Origin of the sequence: uncultured Escherichia sp. (assembly GCF_948475835.1) — a bacterium.
In the GTDB taxonomy this organism is placed as follows: Bacteria; Pseudomonadota; Gammaproteobacteria; order Enterobacterales; family Enterobacteriaceae; genus ECMA0423.
The window spans coordinates 1-17,685 of record NZ_CAOLGM010000097.1 but is presented as its reverse complement, the minus strand read 5'-3'; the positions used below and the strand labels follow the sequence as shown (position 1 = coordinate 17,685).

Annotated in this window: 13 protein-coding genes; 3 read left to right on the top strand and 10 right to left on the bottom strand. The window is 51.8% G+C overall.

The features are described from left to right. Positions 1-347: 347 nt before the first annotated feature. Both mngB and mngA read right to left on the bottom strand, forming a co-directional pair. Positions 348-2,981, bottom strand: a complete 2,634-nt coding sequence (mngB, locus tag QZF50_RS17235; RefSeq protein ID WP_000648992.1) for a mannosylglycerate hydrolase — start codon at positions 2,979-2,981, stop codon at positions 348-350. A gap of 17 nt (positions 2,982-2,998) precedes the next feature. Then, complete coding sequence (gene mngA, locus QZF50_RS17230) at positions 2,999-4,915, bottom strand: PTS 2-O-a-mannosyl-D-glycerate transporter subunit IIABC (protein WP_001054863.1); 1,917 nt, start codon at positions 4,913-4,915, stop codon at positions 2,999-3,001. A gap of 168 nt (positions 4,916-5,083) precedes the next feature. Between mngA and mngR the strand changes: the two genes are divergently transcribed. Further along, positions 5,084-5,806, top strand: coding sequence for a mannosyl-D-glycerate transport/metabolism system transcriptional repressor MngR (gene mngR, locus QZF50_RS17225; protein ID WP_001471236.1), 723 nt, complete (start codon positions 5,084-5,086; stop codon positions 5,804-5,806). Between the two features lie 103 nt (positions 5,807-5,909). Here the strand turns inward: mngR and sucD are convergent, their stop codons facing one another. From sucD to sdhC, 8 genes are all read right to left on the bottom strand, one after another. Continuing rightward, a complete protein-coding gene (gene sucD, locus QZF50_RS17220) occupies positions 5,910-6,779 on the bottom strand; it encodes a succinate--CoA ligase subunit alpha (protein WP_061892184.1) in 870 nt (289 codons plus the stop codon). Then, entirely contained in the window at positions 6,779-7,945 is a 1,167-nt protein-coding gene (sucC, locus tag QZF50_RS17215; protein WP_001048602.1) for an ADP-forming succinate--CoA ligase subunit beta, read from the bottom strand. The genes sucD and sucC overlap by 1 nt, the downstream gene beginning before the upstream one ends. Before the next feature lie 93 nt (positions 7,946-8,038). Next, a complete protein-coding gene (gene odhB / locus QZF50_RS17210) occupies positions 8,039-9,256 on the bottom strand; it encodes a 2-oxoglutarate dehydrogenase complex dihydrolipoyllysine-residue succinyltransferase (RefSeq protein ID WP_290378852.1) in 1,218 nt (405 codons plus the stop codon). 14 nt (positions 9,257-9,270) lie between these two features. Beyond that, the gene (gene sucA / locus QZF50_RS17205; RefSeq protein WP_001181473.1) at positions 9,271-12,072 is read right to left on the bottom strand and encodes a 2-oxoglutarate dehydrogenase E1 component; all 2,802 of its coding nucleotides are present in this window, start codon (positions 12,070-12,072) and stop codon (positions 9,271-9,273) included. A 200-nt stretch (positions 12,073-12,272) separates the two neighbouring features. After that, positions 12,273-12,989, bottom strand: coding sequence for a succinate dehydrogenase iron-sulfur subunit SdhB (gene sdhB, locus QZF50_RS17200; protein ID WP_001235263.1), 717 nt, complete (start codon positions 12,987-12,989; stop codon positions 12,273-12,275). Positions 12,990-13,004: 15 nt separating this feature from the next. Further along, positions 13,005-14,771, bottom strand: coding sequence for a succinate dehydrogenase flavoprotein subunit (gene sdhA, locus QZF50_RS17195; RefSeq protein ID WP_061892183.1), 1,767 nt, complete (start codon positions 14,769-14,771; stop codon positions 13,005-13,007). After that, the gene (gene sdhD, locus QZF50_RS17190; RefSeq protein WP_000254365.1) at positions 14,771-15,118 is read right to left on the bottom strand and encodes a succinate dehydrogenase membrane anchor subunit; all 348 of its coding nucleotides are present in this window, start codon (positions 15,116-15,118) and stop codon (positions 14,771-14,773) included. Before sdhD ends, sdhA begins: the two co-directional genes overlap by 1 nt. After that, positions 15,112-15,516: a succinate dehydrogenase cytochrome b556 subunit gene (gene sdhC / locus QZF50_RS17185; RefSeq protein ID WP_000263347.1), complete on the bottom strand. Its 405-nt coding sequence runs from the start codon at positions 15,514-15,516 to the stop codon at positions 15,112-15,114. The genes sdhD and sdhC overlap by 7 nt, the downstream gene beginning before the upstream one ends. A 380-nt stretch (positions 15,517-15,896) precedes the next feature. Here sdhC and QZF50_RS17180 point away from each other — a divergent pair, with 380 nt between their 5' ends. Both QZF50_RS17180 and gltA read left to right on the top strand, forming a co-directional pair. Further along, entirely contained in the window at positions 15,897-16,004 is a 108-nt protein-coding gene (locus QZF50_RS17180; protein ID WP_001305582.1) for a hypothetical protein, read from the top strand. 205 nt (positions 16,005-16,209) lie between these two features. Then, positions 16,210-17,493, top strand: a complete 1,284-nt coding sequence (gene gltA / locus QZF50_RS17175; protein WP_290388926.1) for a citrate synthase — start codon at positions 16,210-16,212, stop codon at positions 17,491-17,493. Positions 17,494-17,685: the final 192 nt, after the last annotated feature.

The following is a 17,685-nucleotide window of genomic DNA, read 5'->3' as shown; positions in this document are numbered from 1 at the left end:
TTTTTTGGTCACTGGCTAATACGACGCAGAGTTTCAGGATTACTAATAAAGGCATAAATCCACCCCGCTGATATTAACATTTAATTAACTTATAATTATATTATAATTAACTCACCCGGGGTTATTATTTTGTTAAAAATAAAGCCACATATACGTGGCTTGAGAGTGAAGATAAACGCAAAATTACCTGATGCGCTACGCTTGCCAGTGTCTACATCATCTCTGCAATATATTGAATTTGCCTGCTTTTGTAGACCGAATAAAGCGTTCATGCCGTATCCGGCATGAACAAAGCGCCCTTTGTCAACAATCTGGCCGCGCATATGTGGCTTCGGTTTGATTGCTATTCAGGCAAGCCGGTAACTGAACGTCCGTGACTGGCCGGGTAAAAAAGGCCCCGATAGATTTGAACCTTGATTTTCCTCGGTGGTAATGTGTTCATCCATCATCGTTTCTGAGCAAGAAATCACCTCGCGACTGAAAGCAACAGTCGCATCACAGGTTGCTGATTCAGCCGGATTAAACAGCCGTAAAATCACTTCTTGTCGGTCTTCAGCTTTCTTAAGTGCGCTTATCAGGCATCCCACTGGGGGCATTTTCAACAAACTATAACTTTCCGGCACGTTGAATCCGGCTTTGTTGAGCTTCATCGCATCCCATGGGATTTTGTTGTAACACTGTACTGGAGTCAGCCATGCTCGCGCCTGCTGAGCTACACCAGCGGCGGTTGGCGTACCGGTATAACTCAATAAACTTAGGCGACAAGAAAGCAGACCACGTAGTTGTGAGTCCGGGACTGGCATTTTAATTCCCGAAGGCCGCCCAGGCCTTAAAAACAGATCTTCTTTGCCCAGTAAGCCCACGCCACGCAGCAACGTAATGGCAAAGGTTTTCTTCTCTTCACCGATGACTTCAAATTCACGTAGCCCTTCGCTAAAGACAGCCATGCCGTTACGCCCTTCCTGTAAGGCTGCATAGTTGAGCATATTCCATACCGGAACCGGCGCTTCTTTCCAGCCTTCTTGCTGCCAGTTGTTCATTGCACTGTCGTTCACGGGGCGCGTTAGCGAACCAAACTGGGTATCTGCCAGAACACTATCGGTGTTAAAAGATGTAGGGATCAGGACGCGAAGGCGATGATCGTCAGCCTGGTTATCAAGGTTGATATCCACATCAATACGTCTGCTGTTATGACTCAGAGTGACAACCATCTCCACCCCTACTCTGCCCGTGGATTGCCGGACGCTTCGTTCCAACAAATTGAGCGGCACCGCCATGTCATAGCGGATAACAGCCCTGCTCTGCCAGGCCTCATGAGTAATCTCGCATTGCGGTTTCGCTGTTGCAGAAGTCATTACCCACTCTTCTTTTGCGGGTGAATAGTCATATTCATCACCATCATCAGAGCTTTCTTCAATTTGCAACACCCGGTCATAGCGCACACCGCTATCTTTATCTACCAGTTGTAGCGTTCCATCCTCATTGAGCGCAATTTGCCAGAAAGCATTTTCCAGTATCCCTTCAGCGTCACTTTTTGCCGCAATCACGTTGCCAGGCTGATTCGCTTCGATATAAAGCGTGCGATAGCCCATAGAAGGGACAATCTGGTTGATCTGTATATCAAACTCCATAAAGGGATCGTAATTACCGTAATGAACTATTTGCCGATCGATTAGGCCTGGATCGATCTCACGGGCATGGCGAATAAAATACGGTACAGGCTGACCGCGATCGTCTCGTAGATTAAACTGGCTGGCGCGCAGCCGCACAGTGGTGTTAATAACTTCTTCCCGCGGCCAGGGCATCAGGTTAAACAGCACGAGTTTGTCGGCATCACTCTGTGGCATGTTATCGGCAATTTTGCGCATGTAGAAACGCAGCAGATTATCCGCCATGTCTTCAGCCAGTTCGAAGCGGGCGACAATTTCGCGATGAACTTTGTCACTGCAACAACAACCGATACTGTCGTGGGCATGATTTTTTAAGATCTCTTTCCACATTTTCTCCAGCAAGCCGTGGTGGTATTCAAAACCCAACGTCCAGGCCAGCGTTGCCAGCGGTTCCAGCAGATTAACAATCTTATTTTCAATACGTGCGTGGGCAATTTTGATATCCATGCGCGTGGAACCGATGGTGCGATGTACGCGCATATATTTGCCATCGATAAATTCACCTTTCAGGGTGGCCAGACTTTCACGCTGCGCTTCGATCTTCTCAAATACCTCTTCAAAGCGGCTCATCACAAACTTACGTTGAGGGTAGATCTCACGTAGCTTATCCATCACTTCGAAGATATTTTGCTGCAATGGCATCTGGTCATGCCCATTCGGCAGCAAAATCTCTTTGGTTACAGACGCTTTTTCCAGCACGTCAAAATAACTGTCGAGGCGTTTACGTAATCCGTTTTCGTCGGCAGGTAAGTACTTACCGATGGCGTAGCCCAGCGGCAGCACCTGCGCCGTCACTTCGCTACCGTCACTGCTTTGCCACAAAAACTCGGTTTTATCAGTACCGTGGCGCTCCGAACATCCGCGCCAGAACATGGTGCGGGTAATGCCAAATCCATTGTAGATATGCGGCAGTTGCCCGGACATGCCAAAGGAATCTGGTAAATAACCTATTTTCATCGGCTCGCCAAACGCGAGGCAGTCACGCATTCCGTACATCAGATTACGGACGATGGATTCCGCAGAAACAATCGTGGTATCGGTCTGGGTATACCAGGGGCCGATAATCAACTTGCCGGCTTCTACCTGTTTCTTCACGCGGTCTTTGTTTTCCGGTTTCACCGCGAAATAATCTTCGAGGATCGCCGTTTGCCCGTCGAGTACGTAATATTTGTATTCGTTGTCCTGTTCCAGTCGGCACAGGATCTCTTCCATATTATTGACCAGCAGAATGCGTGACTCTTCGGTGGTGAAATACCACTCCCGATCCCAATGCATATGCGGGGTGATGTGAACGCGAGATACCGCTTTCATCGTCGTTTCCTTTTTGTTTATGGCATTACGCCATCAGTCAGATAGTTGCCATGCTTAACCGCGTGACGCCGCCAGATCAGGAGAATTGCAGTCGAGATTGCAGCCCCCACCAATGCCGCACCAAACCAGCCAATTGCCGCCATAACACCGCCCGCGCCATTATCATGAAGTAAAAAGAGCGAGAAAATGCCGGCACCGGGTGTCGAAAGGCCGATATTCATCGCACCGACAATAGCGCCCGTTACCATAGAGCCCAGCACAAACGAACCAATAACCCGCAGCGGATCTTCAATCGCCATCGGGATCGCCCCTTCGGTAATACCTGCCAGCCCTAACAGCCAGGTGGATTTCCCGGTCTCAATTTCAAACTCTTTAAACAGGCGCGGTGCGAGCATCGTGGAAGCGGTTACGGTAAATGCCGAAACCATTTTGACGGAGGCGAAAATGGCATACGGGCCGTAAACGCCGTTCGCCATTGCGCCCAGGCAGAATGCATAAGCGGCTTTGTTCACTGGCCCTCCAAGGTCAAAGGAACACATAAAACCGAGAATGGCACCCAGCAACAGCGCGTTACTTCCTGACAGACCGTTCAGCCAGGCGGTAAGCGAGTTATTGATCCAGGCGACAGGTTCTCCCACCACAAACAGCATCAGACTGCCCGCTCCCAACGTACCGAGCACCGGGTAGAGATAAAAAGTCAGGAATCCATTGAATTTACTGCTAAGACGCAAGTGATTTTTCACCCAGCGCATCAAGTAACCGGCTATCAATCCGCCAACGACCGCGCCGAGAAACCCGGAGCCGATCATGTTGGCGGCAAGTCCAGCCGCAAAGCCTGGCGCTAACGCCGGTTTATCTGCCAGAGAATAGGCGGTATAGGCCGCGAGCACCGGTACCATCAAAATTCCGAGCAGCCCGCCGCCCAGCTTGCGGTACATCCACAGCCAGGAGTTTTCTTCATTAAACAGATCTTGTAGCCCGAAGATTTGCGACAGTAATACCGCGACCGCCAGCACCGTGCCCCCCGCGACAATCAACGGTACGGCAAAAGAGATTCCGCTCAACAGTGCCTGTTTCAGCTCCGTTTTGACACTTTTCACCGGTTGCGTATCTTGCTGTACGGTACGCGTCTCATCGCTACGCTTGAGGGTAAGCGCTTGTTGGATCAACGCTTCTGCATGGCGAATCGGCTCGGCAACAGGCACTGAAAGCGCGGGAATGCCATTAAAACGCTCACTCTCCTTGATGGCGACTTCAGCCGCAAAAATACAGGCGGTTGCACTATTGAGTTGATCCGCCGTTAAACGCCCTTCAATGCCGTTAGCGCCTTGTTTTTCAACGTAAACATTTACGCCGAGTTTGCGTCCGGCTTTTTCCAGATATTCCGCAGCCATATAGGTGTGAGCAATACCCGCCGGACAGGCCGTTACGCAGACGATAGTTGGCGCGTTGGAAAAAGAGGCAGAAGGTTGCGTGCCTCCCTTGTCATCCAGCGCCGAGAGCAACTCATCAGGCGTCGTCGCCGACTGTATACGCGCCCGAATCTCATCATCCGCCAGGCGCGTGGTCAGCGCTGTCAGCAGTTGCATATGCGTAGTACCCGCTTCATTGGGGGGAATCGCCAGCAGCACCACTAAATCAACCGCTTCCGGGCCATCAACGCCTTCCCACTGAAGCGGCTCGCTGAGTGTGGCGACCGCAAACGCCGCTTCTTTTACCGCAGCAGTTTTGCCATGCGGCACAGCCAACCCTTCACCTAAGGCGGTCGGGCCAAGGCTTTCACGGCGATACACTTCTTCCAGAAATTGCTCAGTACTGGAAATTTTCCCCAGAGCAGCAAGACGTTGAGTCAACGCGTGGATGGCCTCTTCACGGCTGGTAAAGCGCGCATTCAGACACAACGCATCGCGGTGGGTCAGAGTCGTCAGATTCATCATGATCCTCACTTGATCGTTTTTATAGTCGCGCCAGTGTGCCCGATAAAACAATACCATTATGTGATCAATTTCACTTGATTGAAATTATTTGTATTGTATTTGTATTATTTACAGGATGAATTTATCGGGCATAATGGCTAAATTCGTATTAATGAGATACTAAAAATGGGACACAAGCCCTTATACCGGCAGATTGCCGATCGCATTCGTGAACAAATTGCGCGTGGCGAGCTTAAACCTGGCGATGCGTTACCTACCGAATCGGCATTACAAATAGAGTTTGGCGTCAGCCGGGTTACGGTGCGTCAGGCTTTGCGCCAGTTAGTCGAGCAACAGATCCTCGAAAGCATTCAGGGCAGCGGGACTTACGTCAAAGAAGAGCGGGTCAATTACGATATTTTTCAGTTAACCAGTTTTGATGAAAAACTGTCGGACCGTCACGTCGATACACACAGTGAAGTCCTGATATTTGAAGTGATTCCGGCTGACGATTTTCTTCAGCAACAGCTACAAATCACCGCGCAGGATCGTGTGTGGCATGTGAAGCGCGTGCGCTATCGCAAGCAAAAGCCAATGGCGCTGGAAGAAACCTGGATGCCGCTTGCGTTGTTCCCGGATCTCACCTGGCAGGTCATGGAAAATTCAAAATATCACTTTATTGAAGAAGTGAAGAAAATGGTTATCGATCGTAGCGAACAGGAAATCATTCCTCTGATGCCAACCGAAGAGATGAGCCGTCTGCTTAATATCAGCCAGACAAAGCCGATTCTTGAAAAAGTATCGCGTGGATATTTAGTTGATGGTCGGGTGTTTGAATATAGCCGCAACGCTTTTAATACCGATGACTATAAATTTACCCTGATAGCGCAACGAAAATCATCGCGATAAGCACAAAAAAGGCCATCATACGATGGCCAACCATGTCGAAACCGACAGCCCTTCGCCATTCCTGTAGAGGGAAGCGGCGAGGGCTATTTCTTATTACAGATATTTATTTCAGAACAGTTTTCAGTGCTTCACCGATATCCGCCAGGCTGCGAACGGTTTTCACGCCTGCGGCTTCCAGAGCAGCAAATTTCTCATCCGCAGTCCCTTTCCCACCGGCAATGATGGCACCCGCGTGGCCCATACGTTTGCCTTTCGGCGCAGTCACACCAGCGATGTAACCCACAACTGGCTTGGTAACATGCTCTTTGATGTACGCTGCCGCTTCTTCTTCAGCGCTACCGCCGATCTCACCGATCATTACGATCGCTTCGGTCTGCGGATCTTTTTCGAACATTTCGAGAATGTCGATAAAGTTAGAGCCAGGGATCGGGTCACCGCCGATACCAACACAGGTCGACTGACCGAAACCGTAATCCGTGGTCTGTTTAACCGCTTCATAGGTCAGTGTACCGGAACGGGAAACGATACCCACTTTACCCGGTTTGTGAATGTGACCCGGCTGGATACCGATTTTGCATTCACCCGGAGTGATAACGCCCGGGCAGTTCGGGCCGATCATACGAACGCCGGCTTCGTCCAGTTTCACTTTCACAGTCAGCATATCCAGCGTCGGGATGCCTTCAGTGATGGTGATAATCAGTTTGATGCCTGCATCAATAGCTTCCAGAATGGAGTCTTTGCAGAACGGTGCTGGTACGTAGATAACAGAAGCGGTAACGCCAGTAGCAGCAACAGCTTCACGCACGGTGTTGAACACCGGCAGGCCGAGGTGGGTAGTACCGCCTTTACCTGGGGTTACGCCGCCAACCATTTTAGTGCCGTATGCAATGGCCTGTTCTGAGTGGAAAGTCCCCTGGCTACCAGTAAAGCCCTGGCAGATAACCTTGGTGTTTTTATCAATTAAAATGGACATTATTTCCCCTCCACTGCGGCAACAACCTGCTGAGCTGCATCCGTCAGACCTTTTGCTGCAATAATATTCAGGCCGCTGTCAGCCAGTTTCTTCGCGCCGAGTTCGGCGTTGTTACCTTCCAGACGTACCACGACCGGTACGTTAACACCCACTTCTGCTACCGCGCCGATGATACCGTCAGCGATCAGGTCGCAACGAACGATACCGCCGAAGATGTTAACCAGAACGGCTTTCACTTTGTCGTCAGAGAGGATGATTTTGAACGCTTCGGTTACACGTTCTTTGGTTGCGCCGCCGCCAACGTCAAGGAAGTTAGCCGGTTCGCCGCCGTGCAGTTTAACGATGTCCATCGTACCCATCGCCAGACCTGCGCCGTTAACCATACAACCGATGTTACCGTCCAGCGCAACGTAGTTCAGTTCCCACTGTGCAGCCTGTGCTTCACGCGGATCTTCCTGCGACTGGTCACGCATTTCGCGCAGATCAGGCTGGCGGAACAGTGCGTTGCCGTCAGCGCCCAGTTTGCCGTCGAGGCAAATCAGATCGCCCTGTTTGGTGATGACCAGCGGGTTGATTTCGATCAACGCCAGGTCGCGCTCCAGGAAAATGGTCGCCAGGCCCATGAAGATTTTGGTGAACTGCTGAACCAGTTTACCTTCCAGACCCAGTTTGAACGCCAGCTCGCGTCCCTGATACGGCATCGGGCCTGTCAGCGGATCAAGCGCAACTTTATGGATCAGGTGCGGAGTTTCTTCCGCCACTTTTTCGATTTCCACGCCGCCTTCGGTGGAGGCCATAAAGACCACGCGACGGGAACTACGGTCTACAACGGCACCGAGATACAGCTCTTTAGCGATATCGGTCGCTGCTTCAACCAGAATCTGGTTAACCGGTTGGCCATTGGCATCTGTTTGATACGTTACCAGACGCTTGCCGAGCCAGTTTTCTGCAAAAGCACGGATGTCTTCTTTGCTGTTTACAACTTTCACACCGCCCGCTTTACCGCGGCCACCAGCGTGAACCTGACATTTCACTACCCACGGGCCGGCACCGATTTTTGAAGCGGCTTCTTCTGCTTCGCGCGGAGTAGTACAGGCATAACCCACCGGTGCTGGTAAGCCATAGCGGGCAAAAAGTTGTTTTGCCTGATATTCATGTAAGTTCATGTGTTCTGTCCATCCTTCAGTAATCGTTATCTTTTAAACCGTAGACCGACACCCTATCCACGTCGGTCTACAGTGCAGGTGAAGCTTAAACTACTACACGTCCAGCAGCAGACGCGTCGGATCTTCCAGCAACTCTTTGATCGTTACCAGGAAGCCCACGGATTCGCGACCATCGATCAGACGGTGATCGTAGGACAGCGCCAGGTACATCATCGGCAGGAGCTCAACCTGACCATTCACCGCCATCGGACGATCTTTGATAGCGTGCATACCCAGAATTGCGCTCTGCGGCGGGTTGATGATCGGCGTAGACATCAGGGAACCGAACACACCACCGTTGGTGATGGTGAAGTTACCACCGGTCAGATCTTCAACGGTCAGCTTGCCGTCACGGCCTTTGACTGCCAGCTCTTTGATTTTCTTCTCGATGTCTGCCATGCCGAGGGTATCGACATCACGCAGTACCGGTGTCACCAGGCCGCGCGGCGTAGAAACCGCCATGCTGACGTCGAAATAGTTGTGGTAAACCACGTCATCGCCGTCGATAGACGCGTTCACTTCCGGGTAACGTTTCAGGGCTTCAACCACCGCTTTCACGTAGAAGGACATAAAGCCCAGACGGATGCCGTGGCGTTTTTCAAACGCTTCACCGTACTGCTTACGCAGATCCATAATCGGCTTCATGTTGACTTCGTTGAACGTGGTCAGCATGGCGGTGGAGTTTTTCGCTTCCAGCAGACGCTCTGCCACACGCTTACGCAGGCGAGTCATCGGGACACGTTTTTCACTACGTGCAGCCAGAGCCGGTTGCGCCGCCGGATCAGCCGCTGCCGGAGCAGACTCTTTCGCCGGGGCTTTCGCCAGATGTTTTTCCACATCTTCACGAGTCAGACGACCACCCACACCGGTGCCTTTAATGGCGCTGGCGTCGAGATTGTGTTCAGCCAGCAGGCGACGGATCGCCGGGCTTAACGCATCGTTGTTTTGCTCTTCCAGAGACGCCTGCTGGCGTTGCGCCGGAGTGGACGCTTTCTCTTCAGATTTGGCGCTGGTTTCTTTACCGGCGCTGTTGCCTTCACGCAGGCGACCAAGGATCTGACGAGACGTTACCGTTGTACCTTCATCTTCCAGAACCGCATCCAGAATGCCGTCTGCTGATGCCGGTACTTCCAGTACCACTTTGTCAGTTTCGATTTCTACCAGCACTTCATCACGTACGACTGCGTCGCCGGGTTTTTTATGCCAGGTTGCGACGGTGGCATCGGCTACGGATTCAGGCAGGTCAGGGACCAGAATATCTACGCTACTCATTGTGTATCCTTTATTTATTCGACGTTCAGCGCGTCATTAACCAGATCTTGTTGCTGTTTCTGGTGAACGGACATATACCCTACCGCCGGAGAGGCGGAGGCCGGGCGGCCTGCATAACGCAGAGAAGCCCCAAACGGAATCACTTCACGGAAATGATGCTGGCTGCAGTACCATGCGCCCTGGTTGAGCGGCTCTTCCTGGCACCAGACAAAATCCTTGACGTGAGCAAACTGCTGCAACACTTCCTGCATCGCTTTATGCGGGAACGGGTAGAGTTGCTCGATACGCACAATGGCGACATCGTGTTGATTGTTCTTACGACGCTGTTCCAGCAGGTCGTAATAAACCTTACCAGAACACATTACTACGCGCTTCACGCCCTTCGGATCAAGCTCGTCGATTTCACCGATGGCTGGCAGGAAGGTGCCGTTCGCCAGTTCTTCGAGGCTGGAAACCGCCAGCGGATGACGCAGCAGGGATTTCGGCGACATCACGACCAGCGGACGACGCATCCCGCGCAGCGCCTGACGACGCAGCATGTGGTAAACCTGTGCCGGGGTAGACGGTACGCAAACCTGCATGTTTTGCTCAGCACAAAGTTGCAGATAACGTTCCAGACGCGCGGAGGAGTGCTCCGGCCCCTGCCCTTCGTAACCGTGCGGCAGCAACATCACCAGACCACACATCCGGCCCCATTTCTGCTCGCCAGAGGAGATGAACTGGTCGATAACCACCTGCGCACCGTTGGCGAAGTCACCGAACTGCGCTTCCCAGATGGTCAGGGTGCGTGGTTCTGCGGTGGCATAACCGTATTCAAACGCCAGCACTGCTTCTTCAGACAGTACGGAGTCCCAAACACGGAACGCGCCCTGGCCGTTATGGATGTGTTGCAGCGGCGTGTAAGTGGAACCGTTAGACTGGTTGTGGATCACCGCGTGGCGGTGGAAGAAGGTACCGCGACCGGAGTCTTCACCCGACAGGCGAACCGGAATGCCTTCGTCAACCAGCGTGGCGTAAGCGAGGTTTTCCGCGCCGCCCCAGTCGAACAGTTTCTCACCGGCAGCCATCGCCTGGCGATCGCCATAAATCTTGGCAACGCGAGACTGCATTTCAACCGCTTCCGGCACCGTGCTGATGCGTTTAGCCAGTTCCTGCAGGCGCTTCATCTCAACTTTGTTCGGGTACTCTTCGTCCCATTCGTGGTTGAGGTACGGCGACCAGGTGAAAGAGTGCATGTTCATCGGACGCCACTCTGCTACCACGCAATCGCCAGCATCCAGCGCATCGCGGTACAGGTTAACCATCTCGGTGGCATCTTCCAGCGTCGCCACTTTTTCCTGCTCCAGCTTGTCAGCGTAGATTTTGCGCGGTGTCGGATGTTTTTTGATTTTCTGATACATCAGCGGCTGGGTTGCGCTCGGCTCGTCGGCTTCGTTGTGGCCGTGACGGCGGTAGCATACCAGGTCGATGAAGACATCACGTTTAAAGGTGTTACGGAAATCGAGCGCCAGACGGGTCACAAAGGCAACGGCTTCCGGATCGTCCGCGTTAACGTGGAAAATCGGTGCCTGAACCATCTTGCCGATATCAGTACAGTACGGCGTAGAACGGGCATCCAGCGGATTAGAGGTGGTGAAACCAACCTGGTTGTTGATAACGATACGTACCGTACCGCCAACTTCATAACCACGCGCTTTCGACATGTTCAGGGTTTCCTGAACCACGCCCTGTCCGGTCACTGCGGCGTCACCGTGGATGGTAATTGGCAGCACTTTGTTGCTGCTCGGCTCATCAAGTCTGTCCAGACGGGCACGAACAGAGCCGATAACGACCGGGCTTACAATCTCAAGGTGAGACGGGTTAAACGCCAGCGCCAGGTGCACCAGGCCGCCATCGGTCTGGAAGTCAGACGAGAAGCCCATGTGGTATTTCACGTCACCCGTGCCGAGGTGTTCTTTATGTTTACCGGCAAACTCGTCGAACAAGTCTTGCGGTTTTTTACCCAGCACGTTCACCAACACGTTCAGACGACCACGGTGCGCCATCCCGAGAACCACTTCCCGGGTGCCGCTGTTGCCAGCGTGGCGGATCATCTCTTTAAGCATCGGGATTAACGCGTCACCGCCTTCCAGCGAGAAGCGTTTTGCGCCAGGGAATTTTGCGCCGAGGTAACGTTCAAGGCCTTCAGCGGCGGTCAGTTCGCTTAAGAAGCGTTTTTTCTCTTCGCTATTGAAAGTCGCGCGACCAGACTCGATACGCTGTTGGATCCAGCGTTTTTCTTCGGTGCTGGTAATGTGCATATACTCGGCACCAATCGGGCCGCAGTAGGTTTGCTTGAGGGCTTCCAGCAGCTCGCCGAGTTTCATGGTTTCTTTGCCGCTGGCAAATGAACCGACGTTGAAGGTCTCCTGGAAGTCTGCTTCGGTCAGATCGTGGAAAGACGGATCCAGATCGGCCACTTTATCTTGCTGCCACAGTCCCAGCGGATCGAGATTCGCATGCTGGTGACCACGGAAGCGGTATGCGTTAATGAGCTGCAGGACTTTAACCTGCTTTACATTGGTGTCAGGGTCGGAGATCGTTGAAGAGTAACGTGAAGCGTCTTTCGCCAGGCGGCGGAAATATTCACGCGTTTGAGAGTGGAATTGATCCGGTTTGACTCCCGTACCAGGTAACTGCTGGAACGTCGAACGCCAGTTAGCGTCAACCGAGTCAGGATCGGTTAAGAAGTCTTCATAGAGCTGTTCTATCCAGCTCTGGTTTGCGCCAGAGAGGTAAGAAGAGTCCAACCAGGCTTTCAAAGCGCTGTTCTGCATCGTGATCCCTTAAGCATCTTTTTTATGCTTACTTCGCCGTGGATACTACCACGCACAGTTATGTGCGTGCCGGGGTTCACTTGCGAGCTCTTGTCTACGTAGTGGCTCGCGAAGGAACCTTTAAAAACTGTCTTAGTGTCAGGGGCAGTTTTTAAAGATTTCCTGAATAGCCGGGGGATTTCCCCGGCATCAACATTTAATTACGCATTACGTTGCAACAACATCGACTTGATATGGCCGATGGCGCGCGTCGGGTTCAGCCCCTTCGGACATACACTGACGCAGTTCATGATGCTGTGACAGCGGAATACACTGAATGCATCGCTCAAACCGTCGAGGCGGCTGTCAGTCTCGGTATCACGGCTATCGATCAGGAAACGATATGCCGCTAACAAGCCTGCCGGGCCGATAAACTTATCGGGATTCCACCAGAAAGACGGACAAGAGGTTGAACAACATGCGCAGAGAATACATTCATACAGCCCGTCGAGTTTTTCGCGCTGCTCTGGCATCTGTAAATGCTCGCGAGCTGGCGGATTTTGTCCATTATTCAACAGGTAAGGCTTAATTTTCTCATATTGCGCATAGAATTGTCCCATGTCTACCACCAAATCGCGGATCACCGGTAAACCTGGCAGCGGGCGAATCACAATCTTCTTGCCCGGCTGGTTGAGTGCCGAAATCGGGGTAATACAGGCCAGACCATTCTTGCCGTTCATGTTCAGACCGTCGGAACCGCACACACCTTCACGGCAGGAGCGGCGGAACGACAGGCTGGGATCTTTCTCTTTCAGCTGGATAAGCGCATCCAGCAACATCATGTCGCGACCTTCTTCCGCTTCCAGGGTGTAATCCTGCATGCGCGGAGCATCATCAACATCCGGGTTATAGCGATAAATTGAAAACTCGAGTCTCATTTTCCTGTCTCCGCATTAGTAAGTACGAATCTTCGGCGGGAATGCCGGGCGCAGTTTCGGTTCCATGTTGACGCTTCGGCGCGTCATGGATTCCGACTCTGGCAGATACAGGGAGTGGCACAGCCAGTTTTCATCATCACGATCCGGGAAGTCGAAGCGGCTATGCGCGCCACGGCTTTCGGTACGGAAGTTGGCAGAAACAGCCGTTGCATACGCCGTTTCCATCAGGTTATCCAGTTCCAGGCACTCAACGCGCTGGGTGTTGAACTCGCTGGAAGTGTCATCCAGACGGGCATTTTTCAGACGCTCGCGGATAACTTTCAACTGCTCAAGCCCTTTCGCCATCGCATCACCTTCACGGAAGACCGAGAAGTTATGCTGCATACATTCTTGCAGCGCTTTACGAATCGCCACCGGATCTTCACCGTTACGATTATTGTTCCAGCGGTTCAGACGATCCAGAGATGCTTCAACATCAGACTCGCTGGCATCGCGCAATGCGCCCTGCTCGGCGATAGACTCTTGCAGATGCAGACCCGCTGCGCGACCAAAGACCAGCAGGTCCAGCAGCGAGTTGCCGCCCAGACGGTTAGCGCCGTGTACCGATACACAAGCGATTTCACCAACGGCAAACAGCCCCGGAACAACCACATCTTCGCCTTTCTCGTTCACCGTCAGCGCCTGACCGGTCACTTTGGTCGGAATACCACCCATCATGTAGTGACAGGTTGGGATAACCGGAATCGGCTCTTTCACCGGATCAACGTGAGCGAAGGTACGGGAGAGTTCCAGAATACCCGGCAGACGGGATTCGAGAACTTCTTTACCCAGGTGGTCGAGTTTCAGTTTCGCATGTGGCCCCCACGGACCATCACAGCCGCGACCTTCACGGATTTCAATCATGATGGAACGCGCCACCACGTCACGGCCCGCCAGGTCTTTGGCGTTCGGCGCATAACGCTCCATAAAGCGTTCGCCATGTTTGTTCAGCAGATAACCGCCTTCACCACGGCAACCTTCGGTGACCAGTACGCCCGCACCGGCAATACCGGTCGGGTGGAACTGCCACATTTCCATATCCTGCACCGGTACGCCTGCGCGGATAGCCATGCCGACGCCGTCGCCAGTGTTAATGTGGGCGTTAGTGGTGGACTGATAAATACGCCCTGCCCCGCCAGTCGCCAGCACGGTAGCGCGGGCTTTGAAATAAACCACTTCACCGGTTTCGATGCACAGTGCGGTACAACCCACCACCGCGCCATCCTGGTTTTTCACCAGATCCAGCGCATACCACTCGGAGAAAATGGTGGTGTGGTTTTTCAGGTTCTGCTGATAAAGCGTGTGCAACAGTGCGTGACCGGTACGGTCAGCCGCCGCCGCAGTGCGTGCCGCCTGCTCGCCGCCGAAGTTTTTCGACTGACCGCCAAACGGACGTTGATAGATACGACCATCATCAAGACGCGAGAACGGCAGGCCCATGTGTTCGAGTTCCAGAATCGCTTCCGGCCCGGTTTTACACATATATTCAATCGCGTCCTGGTCACCGATATAGTCCGACCCTTTTACGGTGTCGTACATATGCCATTCCCAGTTATCTTCATGGGTATTACCCAGCGCAACGGTAATGCCGCCTTGCGCAGAAACGGTATGGGAACGGGTCGGGAAGACTTTAGAGAGCAGCGCACAGGTCTGGCCGCTCTGGGAAATTTGCAGCGCCGCGCGCATACCTGCGCCACCGGCACCAATCACAACTGCATCAAATTCTCTGACTGGCAATTTCATCACACACCCCACACCACAACGAATCCATAAATCACGTAAACCACCAGTGCAACGACAATCACCAGTTGCAGCATCAGGCGCAATGCCAGCGGTTTAACGTAGTCGGTCAACACCTGCCACATGCCGATCCAGGCATGAATCAAGATAGAAAACAGCGCCAGCAGGGTGAACACTTTGGTGAACGCAGAGGCGAAGAAACCGATCCAGACTTCATATGTCAGTTCGCCACTGGTGGCGAAAAAACCGACCATATAAATGATGTAGAGCGTCAGGACGATAGCGGTAGCGCGAACGAGGATGAAATCATGTACGCCATTGCGTCCTAATGCGGAGGCGTTGCTTACCATACGAGGACTCCTGCGAGAAGTGAAAGCACGACAGTAATAACAAAGGAGATTTTGGCGGAGCGTTTACCCGCTTCGAATGTTTCTTCCAGATAGCCAAAATCCATCATCATGTGGCGAATACCTACGACGACGTGATACGCCAGAGCGGTAAGGATGCCCCACATGATAAATTTGACGAAGAAGCTGCCCATAATCGCGGAAGCTTGCTCGAAACCTTCAGGGGAAGAGAGGCTGGTACCCAGAAGCCACAGCAGGATGCCCACTGCAACAAAGGTGATCACACCGGAAACGCGATGGAGAATGGACGCTATCGCCGTGATGGGGAACCGGATGGTCTGTAGGTCCAGATTAACAGGTCTTTGTTTTTTCACATTTCTTATCATGAATAACGCCCACATGCTGTTCTTATTATTCCCTGGGGACTACGGGCACAGAGGTTAACTTTCTGTTACCTGGAGACGTCGGGATTTCCTTCCTCCGGTCTGCTTGCGGGTCAGACAGCGTCCTTTCTATAACTGCGCGTCATGCAAAACACTGCTTCCAGATGCGAAAACGACACGTTACAACGCTGGGTGGCTCGGGATTGCAGGGTGTTCCGGAGACCTGGCGGCAGTATAGGCTGTTCACAAAATCATTACAATTAACCTACATATAGTTTGTCGGGTTTTATCCTGAACAGTGATCCAGGTCACGATAACAACATTTATTTAATTTTTAATCATCTAATTTGACAATCATTCAACAAAGTTGTTACAAACATTACCAGGAAAAGCATATAATGCGTAAAAGTTATGAAGTCGGTATTTCACCTAAGATTAACTTATGTAACAGTGTGGAAGTATTGACCAATTCATTCGGGACAGTTATTAGTGGTAGACAAGTTTAATAATTCGGATTGCTAAGTACTTGATTCGCCATTTATTCGTCATCAATGGATCCTTTACCTGCAAGCGCCCAGAGCTCTGTACCCAGGTTTTCCCCTCTTTCACAGAGCGGCGAGCCAAATAACAAACGGGTAAAGCCAGGTTGATGTGCGAAGGCAAATTTAAGTTCCGGCAGTCTTACGTAATAAGGCGCTAAGGAGACCTTAAATGGCTGATACAAAAGCAAAACTCACCCTCAACGGGGACACAGCTGTTGAACTGGATGTGCTGAAAGGCACGCTGGGTCAAGATGTTATTGATATCCGTACTCTCGGTTCAAAAGGTGTGTTCACCTTTGACCCAGGCTTCACTTCAACCGCATCCTGCGAATCTAAAATTACTTTTATTGATGGTGATGAAGGTATTTTGCTGCACCGCGGTTTCCCGATCGATCAGCTGGCGACCGATTCTAACTACCTGGAAGTTTGTTACATCCTGCTGAATGGTGAAAAACCGACTCAGGAACAGTATGACGAATTTAAAACTACGGTGACCCGTCATACCATGATCCACGAGCAGATTACCCGTCTGTTCCACGCTTTCCGTCGCGACTCACATCCAATGGCAGTCATGTGTGGTATTACCGGCGCGCTGGCGGCGTTCTATCACGACTCGCTGGATGTTAACAATCCTCGTCATCGTGAAATTGCCGCGTTCCGCCTGCTGTCGAAAATGCCGACCATGGCCGCGATGTGTTACAAGTATTCCATTGGTCAGCCATTTGTTTATCCGCGCAACGATCTCTCCTATGCCGGTAACTTCCTGAATATGATGTTCTCCACGCCGTGCGAACCGTATGAAGTTAATCCGATTCTGGAACGTGCTATGGACCGTATTCTGATCCTGCACGCTGACCATGAACAGAACGCCTCTACCTCCACCGTGCGTACCGCTGGCTCTTCGGGTGCGAACCCGTTTGCCTGTATCGCAGCAGGTATTGCTTCACTGTGGGGACCTGCGCACGGTGGTGCTAACGAAGCGGCGCTGAAAATGCTGGAAGAAATTAGCTCCGTTAAACACATTCCGGAATTTGTTCGTCGTGCGAAAGATAAAAATGATTCTTTCCGCCTGATGGGCTTCGGTCACCGCGTGTACAAAAATTACGACCCGCGCGCCACCGTAATGCGTGAAACCTGCCATGAAGTTCTGAAAGAGCTGGGCACCAAAGATGACCTGCTGGAAGTGGCTATGGAGCTGGAAAACATCGCGCTGAACGACCCGTACTTTATCGAGAAGAAACTGTACCCGAACGTCGATTTCTACTCTGGTATCATCCTGAAAGCGATGGGTATTCCGTCTTCCATGTTCACCGTCATTTTCGCAATGGCACGTACCGTTGGCTGGATCGCCCACTGGAGCGAAATGCACATTGACGGTATGAAGATTGCCCGTCCGCGTCAGCTGTATACAGGATATGAAAAACGCGACTTTAAAAGCGATATCAAGCGTTAATGGTTGATTGCTAAGTTGTAAATATTTTAACCCGCCGTTCAAATGGCGGGTTAATTTTTATATGCCTAAACACAAAAAATTGTAAAAATAAAATCCACTATCGGACATTCATATATTCTAAAAAAAAATATATCGGTATAAATTATAAACAAATCGATGATTTTTAATCATCTATCTTCCACTCAGTTACAT

What these genes read in the sequence shown, in the direction of transcription:
- odhB (WP_290378852.1), bottom strand. Translation starts at nt 9,256, where the DNA reads ATGAGTAGCGTAGATATTCTGGTCCCTGACCTGCCTGAATCCGTAGCC.
- sdhC (WP_000263347.1), bottom strand. Translation starts at nt 15,516, where the DNA reads ATGTGGGCGTTATTCATGATAAGAAATGTGAAAAAACAAAGACCTGTT.
- mngR (WP_001471236.1), top strand. Translation starts at nt 5,084, where the DNA reads ATGGGACACAAGCCCTTATACCGGCAGATTGCCGATCGCATTCGTGAA.
- sdhA (WP_061892183.1), bottom strand. Translation starts at nt 14,771, where the DNA reads ATGAAATTGCCAGTCAGAGAATTTGATGCAGTTGTGATTGGTGCCGGT.
- mngA (WP_001054863.1), bottom strand. Translation starts at nt 4,915, where the DNA reads ATGAATCTGACGACTCTGACCCACCGCGATGCGTTGTGTCTGAATGCG.
- sucA (WP_001181473.1), bottom strand. Translation starts at nt 12,072, where the DNA reads ATGCAGAACAGCGCTTTGAAAGCCTGGTTGGACTCTTCTTACCTCTCT.
- gltA (WP_290388926.1), top strand. Translation starts at nt 16,210, where the DNA reads ATGGCTGATACAAAAGCAAAACTCACCCTCAACGGGGACACAGCTGTT.
- sucD (WP_061892184.1), bottom strand. Translation starts at nt 6,779, where the DNA reads ATGTCCATTTTAATTGATAAAAACACCAAGGTTATCTGCCAGGGCTTT.
- sdhB (WP_001235263.1), bottom strand. Translation starts at nt 12,989, where the DNA reads ATGAGACTCGAGTTTTCAATTTATCGCTATAACCCGGATGTTGATGAT.
- sdhD (WP_000254365.1), bottom strand. Translation starts at nt 15,118, where the DNA reads ATGGTAAGCAACGCCTCCGCATTAGGACGCAATGGCGTACATGATTTC.
- mngB (WP_000648992.1), bottom strand. Translation starts at nt 2,981, where the DNA reads ATGAAAGCGGTATCTCGCGTTCACATCACCCCGCATATGCATTGGGAT.
- QZF50_RS17180 (WP_001305582.1), top strand. Translation starts at nt 15,897, where the DNA reads ATGCGTAAAAGTTATGAAGTCGGTATTTCACCTAAGATTAACTTATGT.
- sucC (WP_001048602.1), bottom strand. Translation starts at nt 7,945, where the DNA reads ATGAACTTACATGAATATCAGGCAAAACAACTTTTTGCCCGCTATGGC.